Origin of the sequence: Candidatus Pantoea rara (assembly GCF_051136265.1) — a bacterium.
Classification (GTDB): Bacteria; Pseudomonadota; Gammaproteobacteria; order Enterobacterales; family Enterobacteriaceae; genus Pantoea; species Pantoea rara.
Genome location: NZ_CP194942.1, coordinates 2,875,605 through 2,887,361 on the forward strand (window position 1 = coordinate 2,875,605; position 11,757 = coordinate 2,887,361).

The window sequence follows — 11,757 nt, forward strand, 5'->3', positions numbered from 1 at the left end:
TGTGTCTGACTTTACGCCAGGTTGTGTAATTTTACTACTCATCTGACCACTCTTTTGCCGCTATTTACACTGTTTAAGAATTAACCTGTAATTAAGTTACATATAAGTTATCGTCTGGTTACACTAAGGTTGGAGCATCTAAAAGGTGAAGCACGCGGACGGCAACCTGTAATATTGATAAAATGGCATTTCGGCCCTCCTCCAAGGCAGGTATTGCGTGACCACGGTTTTGATCGTTGAAGATGAAAAAGAGATCCGCCGCTTTGTCCGGCTGGCGCTGGAAAATGAAGATCTGAAGGTGTTTGATGCCGATACACTGCAGCGCGGACTGATTGAAGCAGCGACCCGCAAGCCCGACTTAGTGATCCTCGATCTTGGTCTGCCGGATGGAGATGGGACCGATTTTATCCGTGACCTGCGCCAGTGGAGCGCTATCCCGGTCATTGTGTTGTCGGCGCGCAGCGACGAGCAGGATAAGATTGCCGCGCTGGATGCTGGAGCCGATGACTATCTCACTAAACCCTTTGGCATTGGCGAACTGCTGGCGCGCGTACGGGTGGCACTGCGCCGTCATAGTGGTCAGCAGCCTGACGCCAGAATTCATTTTGCCGACGTCAGCGTCGATTTCGCCGCACGACGCGTACAGCGCGGCGGCAGCGAGATTCATCTCACCCCGATAGAGTTTCGTCTGTTGAGTATTCTGCTTAACAATGCCGGAAAGGTGCTGACGCAGCGACAGCTGCTGAGCCAGGTCTGGGGGCCCAATGCGGTGGAGCACAGCCACTATTTGCGGATTTATATGGGGCATCTGCGCCAGAAGCTGGAAGCGAATCCGACCCAACCGGCCCATCTGCTGACCGAAACCGGTATCGGCTACCGTTTTATGCCATAAAAAAAGGCGCCAGAGGCGCCTTTTCTCATCCTGACTTATCAGGCGTTTTTCAGCACTTCGCTGACAATCTCTACAGCTTCTTTCTCAATCTGCGCGCGGTGTTCTGCGCCCAGGAAGCTTTCACAGTAGATTTTGTAGGCGTCTTCGGTGCCTGAAGGACGGGCAGCAAACCAGCCATTCTCCGTCATTACTTTCAGACCGCCGATAGAAGCACCGTTACCTGGCGCGGCCGTCAGACGCGCGGTGATGGGATCACCCGCCAGCGTATCCGCGCTCACCATCTCTGGTGACAGCTTCGACAACGCAGCTTTCTGCGCTGAAGTGGCTGATGCCTGCAGACGGTTATAGCTTGGTGCGCCAAAGCGTGCGGCCAGCTCGTCATAGTGCTGCTGCGGATTTTTACCGGTTACGGCAGTAATTTCAGCCGCCAGCAGACACATGATGATGCCGTCTTTGTCCGTTGACCACGGCGTACCGTCGAAGCGCAGGAATGAAGCACCCGCGCTCTCTTCGCCGCCGAAACCGAAGCTGCCGTCATACAGACCATCAACAAACCATTTGAAACCAACCGGCACTTCCACCAGCTTGCGACCAATGTCGTTGACCACACGGTCAATCATGGCGCTGGAGACCAGGGTTTTACCCACGGCAACATCCTGGCCCCACTGTGGACGATGCTGGAACAGATAGTTGATTGCAACCGCCAGATAGTGGTTCGGATTCATCAGACCTGCTGGAGTCACAATGCCGTGACGGTCATAATCGGGATCGTTACCGAACGCCAGATCAAACTTGTCACGGTAGGCCAGCAGGCCTGCCATTGCACTTTCAGATGAGCAGTCCATACGCACCACGCCATCTTTATCCAGATGCATAAAGCGGAAGGTCTGATCGACCGCGTCATTCACCAGCGTCAGATCCAGCTTGTAGTGCTCAGCAATACGCTGCCAGTAAGCAATACCAGAGCCGCCAAGGGGATCAACACCCAGCTTCAGGCCTGCTTTCTGAATTGCCGGGAAGTCGATGATTTCTGCCAGACCTTCAACGTAAGGCTGGATCAGATCTTTCTCGACCACGTGACCGCTGGCCATAGCCTGTTCCAGTGGCAGACGCTTAACCTCTTTCAGCCCATCTTTGATCAGCTGGTTGGCGCGATCTTCCACCACTTTGGTGACATTGGTATCAGCCGGCCCGCCGTTAGGTGGGTTGTACTTGATGCCGCCATCTTCCGGTGGGTTGTGCGATGGCGTGATGACGATGCCGTCAGCCAGCGGGCCACCCGCTTTGTTGTGCTCAAGAATAGCATTTGAGATCGCAGGGGTCGGCGTATAGCCATTGTCCTGCTGCACAATCACATCAACGCCGTTCGCCGCAAGCACTTCCAGTACCGACAGGATAGCCGGCTCTGACAGCGCATGAGTGTCTTTACCGACGTAGCACGGCCCGGTGATGCCGTTCTTTTTACGCTCTTCGGCAATTGCCTGAGCGATCGCCAGAATGTGCATCTCGTTGAAGCTTTGACGCCCTGCACTGCCGCGATGGCCAGAGGTGCCAAATTTCACCGCATGTTCCGGGTTCGCCACATCGGGCTGCAGGACATAATATTGTGACGTTAATTGTGCAACGTTAATCAAATCGCTCTGCTGGGCGGGTTGCCCGGCACGTGGGTGATTGGCCATTGGCGCTGCTCCCTGACGCTTAAGTTTTTAAATGGTGCCGCAAACTTTCTCGGTCAGTTCCGCAGGGAACTGCATCGAGAGCATGATGTGTTCGACCATGCTGCATTTACGACCAGTATTGGTGTTGGTGATCACCCAGTACGGGGTGCCGGGTACATGCTTCGGCTTAGTATGGGTGCCATTTTGCAACAGCGTATGCTCATCACCTGCAAAATAGACGCGGGTACGGCCCTGCAGCGATGCAGTAGCCTCAGCAAAGGCTGCGGTATCAAGACGATAGAGCGTTGACAAGATAAGCATAAAGCGATTCACCGCCCGCTTCTGCTCCGCATATTCATCGGAGAGCAGCAACTCACGCACCGCGCGGACACGGTCCTGCGGGCGCGAACCCACAGAAACCTGGGACTCTTTCGCTGCCTCTTTTGACGCTGGCTGTACAGGCGAAGCGGGTGCAGTCTGACCGGCCGTGAATTTCAGCATACGACGCAGAATGTCGGATGCGCTTTCACCAATGTGTTGCGTGTGGCTGGCAATATAACGGTAGAGCTCTTCGTCAACTTCGATCGTTTTCATCTTATTCCGTACGGTTCTTTCTCATGACAGAACCACCTGTTTCCTGAAAAGATCTGAGTATAGTCAGGCAATTCAAAGGATGTGTGGGTTCTAACATCAGGATTATAAAGTTAAATTCAGGCGGGTTGTTAGCAATCAAACGGTTTACGGGCAAAAGTCAGAATATGTCCTAATGCCGCCGGAACCAGCGCGCCTGAAAAGGTGAAACCATGATAACCTAAGCTCAGGTCTCAAACTTAAGAACTTTGCTATGATTTTGAACGCCCGTCTGCAAACTGAACAATCCTCTGCGGATTCCCTGCCCATCCTGTTAATTCACGGCCTGTTTGGCAGTCTGGATAACCTTGGCGTGCTGGCACGCGGCCTGAAAGATGCCGGTCCTCTGCTGCAGGTTGATGTCCGCAACCACGGACTCTCACCCCGCTCTGACGAGATGAACTACGCTGTAATGGCGCAGGATATGGTCGATACGCTGGATGCACACGGCATTGAGCGTGTCGCGGTGATCGGCCACTCGATGGGCGGTAAAATCGCCATGACCATGAGCGCGCTTGTACCGGACCGCATTGAGCGACTGGTGATGATTGATATCGCCCCGGTGGACTACCAGACCCGCCGCCATGACCAGATATTTGCAGGTATTCGTGCCGTGACGGATGCGGGCGTTTCTTCCCGCAGCGAGGCGGCCCGCATTATGCGCACGGTGATTGATGAAGAAGGCGTAATTCAGTTCCTGTTGAAGTCGTTTCAGGAGGGCGAGTGGCGATTCAACGTGCCGGTGCTGTGGGATAACTACACTACGATTTCTGGCTGGCAGACGGTGCCTGCCTGGAATCATCCTGCACTCTTCATTCGCGGCGGCGACTCCAGCTATCTGGATAACCGCTATCGCGATGCGTTGCTGCAGCAATTTCCGGCGGCTCAGGCCCATGTGATCGGCGGTGCGGGACACTGGGTTCACGCAGAGAAACCCGATGCCGTTTTGCGCACTGTTCGTCGCTTTTTTGCGCTTTAAAAGCAATCAGATGGCGGCAAAAGTTTAGGATTGGCGTCAGGAGTACGCGTGAAGTATGATGGCGCGCTAAAATTTTGCCGCGAGTCAGTTTTGCTGTGGCAATAGCCATTAATTTATAATCTGCGCGGTGAGTGTCTGGCGCCCGCCCCCATTCAGTTTTACTAAGCCATGGCAAAAGAACAGACTGACCGCACGACGCTCGATCTCTTTGCTGATGAGCGCCGCCCTGGTCGACCCAAAACCAGTCCGCTGTCGCGTGATGAACAGCTGCGCATCAACAAGCGCAATCAGCTTAAACGTGACAAAGGACGCGGACTTCGTCGTGTCGAACTGAAAATGAACAGTGAAGCCGTCGATGCACTCAATACGCTGGCAGAACAGCGTAATCTCAGTCGCAGCGAACTCATTGAACAGATGCTGCTGGCGCAGCTCAAACTGGATTGATGTGCGCAAATCGCACGCAGGAGCAAATGTCGGGGCTTTAACCGTTCACCGGTTTTCTCTCGTCTGCTATTATTCGCTGAAATGTGCTGCGGCACACATCTCATCATCAGGATTTAAGAGGTTATTTTACTCATGGCACTCGTAGGCATCTTCTTTGGCAGCGATACCGGCAATACCGAAAATATTGCAAAAATGATCCAGAAACAGCTGGGTACTGACGTTGCAGAAGTGCATGACATCGCGAAAAGCACAAAAGAAGATCTGGAAGCGTTTGATATCCTGCTGCTGGGCATTCCGACCTGGTACTACGGCGAAGCGCAGTGCGACTGGGATGACTTTTTCCCGACGCTGGAAGAGATCGATTTCAACGGCAAGCTGGTTGCGCTTTTTGGCTGTGGCGATCAGGAAGATTACGCAGAATATTTCTGTGATGCGATGGGCACTATTCGCGACATCATTGAGCCACACGGCGCGGTAATCGTCGGACACTGGCCAACAGACGGATATCACTTTGAGGCATCAAAAGGGCTAGCCGATGATACTCATTTCCTGGGTCTGGCCATTGACGAAGATCGTCAGCCTGAACTGACTAACCAGCGTGTAGAACAATGGGTTAAGCAGATCTTTGATGAACTGCAATTGAAAGAGATTATCGAAGCCTGATCCCGTCTGCCTCAATGTGAGCGCCAGCTCACATTGAGGCAATGGAAATTCCTATAGAAATAATAGCCACATTTTTTTAACTTTCTCCGTTTAATCTGTAGAATACCCGCATCGATCTTCCGCTTATTCTCTTAGCGGCAAGACTAAGCGATGTACAAACAGACATCTGCCACAATCCTCCCCGGCCCGGTGACTTATCCCCAATAGCCCATGATGATTCTGGCACGCCCACTGGTTTTCATTTCATCGCTTCAGTTCTATAATGAGACGCAAATGAGAATGAGTGAAGATCGACATTCAAGGCGACAAGCCACAAAAGTGAATATTAGTAACAGGACAAAATCCGCATGACTGACAACAACACCGCATTAAAGAAGGCTGGCCTGAAAGTGACACTGCCCAGACTGAAAATTCTGGAAGTGCTTCAGGAACCTGAGTGCCATCACGTCAGTGCGGAAGATTTGTACAAACGCCTGATTGATATCGGCGAAGAGATTGGCCTGGCTACCGTTTACCGTGTTCTGAATCAGTTCGATGACGCCGGTATTGTTACCCGCCACAATTTTGAAGGCGGTAAATCGGTCTTTGAACTGACGCAGCAGCATCACCACGATCACCTGATCTGCCTGGATTGCGGCAAGGTTATTGAGTTCAGCGATGAGTCGATCGAAACGCGTCAGCGTGAAATCGCGACCCGCCATGGCATCAAGCTGACTAACCACAGCCTCTATCTTTATGGACACTGCACACTGGGCGATTGCCGGGAAAACGAAACCCTGCACGATCAGTAATGCGGCCTGAAATTAAAAAACCGGTGAATTCACCGGTTTTTTTTCGTCTGATTTCTGCTGTAACGCATCAGGCAACCAGCGTCTCCTGCAAATAACGCCAGCGCGGAATTGAGCTGCTGCAATCCAGTATCGCCAGCGAGATGCGGCTATGGTTATTGCCATTCATCATCTGCATTTCGCGATATTGTACGGTGATCTCTTTATCATGATGAGAGAGGATCACATGTTCGCATGTGGCAATGCGCATCCCTTCCCGTTGCCCCTGCAACTGTCGGAAAAGATCTTCAACTTCGTTCAGATTGTACTCTTTGCCCTTCGGGGTCACCATGCGGAAGTCAGGATGAAAATAGGACATCAACAGCTCAAAACTGTCGTCAGATCCGGCAGGCTGATTAAAAATACGTTCAATGAGCTGATGTAAAACGACAACACTGTTTCTGGCTTCCTGGGCGAGAACGGTCATTTTTTTTCCTTCTGTAACCCGCTGTGCAACCTCTGAGAGCGAATAGCCTACCTGAAAGCGGATAATTCACATCTGTAAATTGATTAATTTTTTTAAACTCAGATTTCTCTCACACTGCGGCATTTAACCAGTTGCAGTTAATGCAGAACAAACGTCGGCAATGGTAAAAATCGGGGCAATAAAAAAGGGCGATAAATCGCCCTTGAGTCATTTTATGAGGTCAGCCACAAAAAATTATTCGCCGGTTTTCGTCCAGGTATCACGAAGACCGACGGTGCGGTTAAACACCAGCTGCGACGGTTTAGAGTAAACGCTGTCAGCGCAGAAATAACCTTCACGCTCAAACTGGAACGGTGTAGTCGGTTCCACATCGCGCAGGCCGGGTTCAACAAAACCCTGTTTGATCGCCAGTGACTCAGGGTTGATCACCGCCAGGAAGTCCTCTGCCGCGCCCGGATTCGGCACGCTGAACAGACGGTCATACAGACGGAACTCAGCAGGCTGCGCGTGATCGGCAGACACCCAGTGAATCACCCCTTTGACCTTGCGGCCATCCGCTGGATCTTTACTGAGCGTATCAACATCGCTGGTGCAATAGATACAGGTAATGTTACCCGCTTCATCTTTAGCGACCCGCTCAGCGCGAATCACATAGGCGTTGCGCAGGCGAACTTCTTTGCCCAGTACCAGACGCTTATACTGCTTATTCGCCTCTTCACGGAAATCTGCACGATCAATCCAGATTTCACGGCTGAACGGCACTTCACGCGTGCCCATCTCAGGCTTGCCCGGATGATTTGGCATGGTGATGATTTCGCTGTGGCCGGCTGGCAGGTTTTCGATCACGACTTTAAGCGGATCCAGCACCGCCATGGCGCGTGGCGCATTCTCATTCAGGTCATCACGGATACAGGACTCCAGCGAGGCCATCTCCACAATGTTATCCTGTTTGGTCACGCCAATACGACGGCAGAACTCGCGGATAGAAGCCGCGGTATAACCACGACGACGCAGACCTGAAACGGTCAGCATGCGCGGATCGTCCCAGCCTTCAACGTGCTTCTCGGTCACCAGCTGAGTGAGTTTGCGTTTTGACATCACCGCATACTCCAGATTCAGACGCGAGAACTCGTACTGGCGCGGATGAACCGGAATCGTGATGTTATCCAGTACCCAGTCATAAAGACGGCGGTTGTCCTGGAACTCCAGCGTACACAGCGAGTGTGTAATGCCTTCCAGCGCATCGGAGATGCAGTGGGTAAAGTCATACATCGGATAGATGCACCACTTGTTGCCCGTCTGGTGGTGTTCCGCGAACTTGATGCGGTAAAGCACCGGATCGCGCATCACGATGAAAGTAGAGGCCATGTCGATTTTAGCGCGCAGACAGGCAGTGCCCTCGGCAAACTCACCGTTACGCATCTTCTCAAACAGCGCCAGGTTTTCTTCCACGCTGCGATCGCGATAAGGGCTGTTTTTGCCAGCCTCTTTCAGGGTGCCGCGATATTCGCGAATCTGATCCGGGCTCAGTTCATCAACGTAGGCCAGACCTTTGGAAATCAGCTCGACAGCATAGTGATAAAGCTGATCAAAATAGTTTGATGAGTAACAGACCTCACCGCTCCACTCAAAACCCAGCCACTGGACGTCACGCTTGATGGATTCGACAAATTCCAGATCCTCTTTAACCGGATTGGTATCGTCGAAACGCAGGTTGCATTGCCCCTGATAATCCTGGGCGATGCCAAAATTCAGACAGATCGATTTCGCATGACCAATATGCAGATAGCCATTGGGCTCTGGCGGGAAACGGGTATGCACGCTGCTGTGCTTACCGCTCGCCAAATCTTCGTCAATGATCTGACGAATAAAGTTAGTTGGGCGGGCTTCAGCCTCACTCATCTCAAAAATCCTCAATACGAATAACGGGTGATTTGTACCATGAAGTAACGGAGTATGATCCACAAAGCGTCTGAGGGAAACAACCGTTTGTTAAGCCTTTAAAACAAAAAAGGCAGGAATCGCTTCCTGCCTGTGGGGTTCTGTTGCGGGGGGATTAGCCTTTCACTTCATACAGCGGGGTTTCACCTGCCACCACCTGGCCGCGGGCCAGTAACGTCAGCCCTGCGAAATCATCGCTGTTGCTGACCACGACCGGACTCACCATTGAACGGGCGTTCGCATTCAGGAATTCAAGGTCCATTTCCAGTACAGGCTGACCGGCAACCACAGTGGCCCCCTCTTCAACCAGGCGGGTAAAGCCTTTACCTTCCAGCGCCACGGTATCCAGTCCCATATGCACCACAATCTCTACGCCGTTGTCCGTTTCCAGACAGAAGGCGTGATTGGTGTTGAAGATTTTAACCAGCGTACCCGCTATCGGTGCCACGACCCATTTGTCGCTGGGTTTGATCGCCAGACCGTCACCCACCGCTTTGCTGGCGAAGGCTTCATCCGGTACATCCTCCAGCGCAACCACTTCGCCCGTTACCGGTGCCAGCAGGGTTGCGATGACACGTTTCTCACTGTTCAGTACTGCCTGCGGTTTCACGTCCGGCTCAGCGGGTGTGCTGCTGGTAGCCGCTGCAGCAACCGGACCTTTGGTCAGCACTTTTTTCATGGCCGAGGCGATGCTTTCTGCCTGGGTGCCCACGATGATCTGCACGCTCTGTTTGTTAAGACGAATCACACCGGATGCACCAAGACGCTTCGCCACAGCCTCATTAACCTGAGCGGAATCAGTCACATTAAGACGCAGACGGGTGATACAGGCATCGATGCTGGTTAAGTTCGCTGAACCACCCACCGCACCAATATAACGGCGCGCCAGTGATTCAGTGGCGGTTTCACCATTATCCGTTTTATCCACGTTGACGTCATAGCCATCGCTTTCATCACCGGCAACCGCCAGCTCGCGGCCCGGCGTCATCAGGTTGAATTTTTTGATAGTGAAGCGGAACACCACGTAGTAGATAACGAAGAAGACCAGACCCTGCGGAATCAGCATGTACCAGTGTGTGGCCAATGGATTACGGGTCGACAGCACCATATCCACCAGCCCGGCGCTGAAACCAAATCCGGCAATCCAGTGCATGCTGGCGGCGATGAAGACAGAAATACCGGTCAGGACGGCGTGGATCAGATAGAGCACAGGCGCCACGAACATGAAGGAGAACTCCAGTGGTTCGGTGATACCCGTAAAGAAGGCCGCAAACGCAGCAGCCAGCATAATACTGCCGACTTTGACGCGGTTCTCAGGACGCGCACAGTGGTAGATGGCCAGCGCCGCACCCGGCAGACCAAACATCATAATCGGGAAGAAGCCCGCCTGGTAACGGCCGGTAATGCCCACGGTTGCGGTTCCATTTGCCAGTGACTGCGCACCGCCCAGGAATTTAGGAATGTCATTAATGCCCGCAACGTCAAACCAGAACACCGAGTTCAGGGCGTGATGCAGACCGACCGGAATCAGCAGACGGTTGAAGAAGGCGTAGATACCGGCACCGGCAGAGCCAAGTTTCTGGATATGTTCACCGAAGTTAACCAGCCCGTTAAAGATTACCGGCCAGATATACATCAGGATAAAGGCGACCAGGATCATCAGGAACGAGACCAGAATCGGCACCAGTCGTCGTCCGCTGAAGAAGGAGAGTGCTTTCGGCAGCTCGACGTGGCTGAAGCGGTTATAGACCTCCGCTGACAGGATACCGACCAGAATACCGACAAACTGGTTATTAATTTTGCCAAACGCCACAGGCACCTGGTCAACCGGCATCTTCTGTATCATCGCCACCGCAGCCGGTGAGCAGAGCGTGGTGACCACCAGGAATCCGACAAAGCCGGTCAGGGCTGCCGCACCATCTTTATCTTTCGACATGCCATACGCGACACCAATCGCAAACAGCACCGACATGTTTTCAATGATGGCAGAACCGGACTTGATCAGTAACGCAGCCAGCGCATTGCCGGCACCCCAGCTGTCGTGATCAATCCAGTAACCTACCCCCATCAATATTGCTGCTGCTGGCAGGGTTGCTACCGGCACCATTAGTGCGCGCCCCACCTTTTGTAAGTAACCTAACATATCCCTTCCCCCTATGAGCCTGACTAGTCGCTTTGCGCCGCTTAAAGTTGTTATGTCAGCTGCAAAGATCGTTAATACACTTGATATCACGCAGCGAAGTGTAATGATAAATTAATTCGCCTCGCAAATTAAAACCAGTGTAACTGTGATTTTTATCACTAAAAAACATCGTTTCATACGGCAACATCTGGCTATGACACCTAACTTATTTTATGATCCGAAATATTGAATTACGCGCCGCCCGTAGCGAGAATAGACAATCTGCTCAGGCTGATGACAGACGCAGCGGTTTAGCGATCCCCTTTCCATTTTCTAATGAGGTGAAACATGAGACTGATTCCTTTAGCGACGCCAACCCAGGTAGGTAAATGGGCCGCCCGCCATATTGTCAACCGCATCAATGCGTTTAACCCGACGGCGGACAGGCCTTTTGTTCTGGGTCTGCCTACCGGCGGCACGCCACTGGAAGCATACAAACACCTGATTGATATGCACAAAGCGGGCCAGGTCAGTTTCAAACATGTCGTAACCTTCAATATGGACGAATATGTTGGCCTGCCAAAAGAGCATCCGGAAAGCTATCATAGCTTCATGTATCGTAACTTCTTCGATCACGTTGATATTCAACCGGAAAATATCAATCTGCTGAATGGTAATGCGCCCGATATTGACGCAGAATGTCGTCAGTACGAAGAGAAAATTCGCGCACTGGGTAAAATTCACCTGTTTATGGGCGGTGTCGGCAATGACGGTCATATCGCCTTTAACGAACCGGCTTCTTCACTGGCTTCGCGTACCCGCATTAAAACCCTGACCCATGACACCCGCGTGGCAAACTCTCGCTTCTTTAACGGCGACGTTGATCAGGTACCTAAATATGCGCTGACGGTCGGCGTCGGCACGCTGCTGGATGCAGAGGAAGTGATGATTCTGGTTACCGGCCATGTCAAAGCGCAGGCATTACAGGCGGCGGTGGAAGGCAACGTGAATCATATGTGGACCATCAGCTGCCTGCAGCTGCATGCGAAATCGGTCGTGGTCTGTGATGAGCCAGCCACCATGGAACTGAAAGTGAAAACCGTGAAATATTTCCGCGAAATGGAAGCGGAAAATATGAAAGGCGTGTAACAGAACATTGTCATGCCCTGCTGTT

The 11,757-nt window shown here is 52.3% G+C and carries 11 protein-coding genes; 6 read left to right on the top strand and 5 right to left on the bottom strand.

Features of this window, described 5'->3' with window-relative positions:
- The first annotated feature begins 217 nt into the window (after positions 1-217).
- On the top strand, positions 218-892 hold the full coding sequence (gene kdpE / locus ACR8BF_RS13675) for a two-component system response regulator KdpE (RefSeq protein WP_292990097.1): 675 nt from the start codon (positions 218-220) through the stop codon (positions 890-892).
- 38 nt (positions 893-930) lie between these two features.
- Here kdpE and pgm read toward each other — a convergent pair whose 3' ends face one another.
- Together pgm and seqA are read right to left on the bottom strand one after the other, a co-directional pair.
- Positions 931-2,571, bottom strand: coding sequence for a phosphoglucomutase (alpha-D-glucose-1,6-bisphosphate-dependent) (gene pgm / locus ACR8BF_RS13680; protein ID WP_033731859.1), 1,641 nt, complete (start codon positions 2,569-2,571; stop codon positions 931-933).
- A 27-nt stretch (positions 2,572-2,598) separates the two neighbouring features.
- A complete protein-coding gene (seqA, locus tag ACR8BF_RS13685; RefSeq protein ID WP_179896520.1) occupies positions 2,599-3,144 on the bottom strand; it encodes a replication initiation negative regulator SeqA in 546 nt (181 codons plus the stop codon).
- Positions 3,145-3,394: 250 nt separating this feature from the next.
- On the opposite strand from seqA, the gene ybfF reads away from it, so the two are divergent.
- From ybfF to fur, 4 genes are all read left to right on the top strand, one after another.
- Positions 3,395-4,159, top strand: coding sequence for an esterase (gene ybfF / locus ACR8BF_RS13690; RefSeq protein ID WP_434745125.1), 765 nt, complete (start codon positions 3,395-3,397; stop codon positions 4,157-4,159).
- Between the two features lie 168 nt (positions 4,160-4,327).
- A complete protein-coding gene (ybfE, locus tag ACR8BF_RS13695; RefSeq protein ID WP_003852811.1) occupies positions 4,328-4,603 on the top strand; it encodes a LexA regulated protein in 276 nt (91 codons plus the stop codon).
- A 132-nt stretch (positions 4,604-4,735) separates the two neighbouring features.
- Positions 4,736-5,266 carry a flavodoxin FldA gene (fldA, locus tag ACR8BF_RS13700; protein ID WP_179896524.1) on the top strand — a complete coding sequence of 177 codons (531 nt, stop codon included), beginning with the start codon at positions 4,736-4,738 and terminating at the stop codon, positions 5,264-5,266.
- A 347-nt stretch (positions 5,267-5,613) separates the two neighbouring features.
- The gene (gene fur / locus ACR8BF_RS13705; protein WP_003852805.1) at positions 5,614-6,057 is read left to right on the top strand and encodes a ferric iron uptake transcriptional regulator; all 444 of its coding nucleotides are present in this window, start codon (positions 5,614-5,616) and stop codon (positions 6,055-6,057) included.
- Positions 6,058-6,124: 67 nt separating this feature from the next.
- Here fur and ACR8BF_RS13710 read toward each other — a convergent pair whose 3' ends face one another.
- The 3 genes from ACR8BF_RS13710 to nagE all read right to left on the bottom strand — a co-directional run bounded on the left by ACR8BF_RS13710 (position 6,125) and on the right by nagE (position 10,604).
- Positions 6,125-6,520, bottom strand: coding sequence for a hypothetical protein (locus tag ACR8BF_RS13710; protein ID WP_090963002.1), 396 nt, complete (start codon positions 6,518-6,520; stop codon positions 6,125-6,127).
- A 234-nt stretch (positions 6,521-6,754) separates the two neighbouring features.
- Entirely contained in the window at positions 6,755-8,422 is a 1,668-nt protein-coding gene (gene glnS / locus ACR8BF_RS13715; protein WP_314985802.1) for a glutamine--tRNA ligase, read from the bottom strand.
- Positions 8,423-8,576: 154 nt separating this feature from the next.
- Positions 8,577-10,604, bottom strand: coding sequence for an N-acetylglucosamine-specific PTS transporter subunit IIBC (nagE, locus tag ACR8BF_RS13720; protein ID WP_434745126.1), 2,028 nt, complete (start codon positions 10,602-10,604; stop codon positions 8,577-8,579).
- 327 nt (positions 10,605-10,931) lie between these two features.
- Between nagE and nagB the strand changes: the two genes are divergently transcribed.
- On the top strand, positions 10,932-11,732 hold the full coding sequence (gene nagB, locus ACR8BF_RS13725; RefSeq protein WP_013357120.1) for a glucosamine-6-phosphate deaminase: 801 nt from the start codon (positions 10,932-10,934) through the stop codon (positions 11,730-11,732).
- The last annotated feature ends 25 nt before the right edge of the window (positions 11,733-11,757 follow it).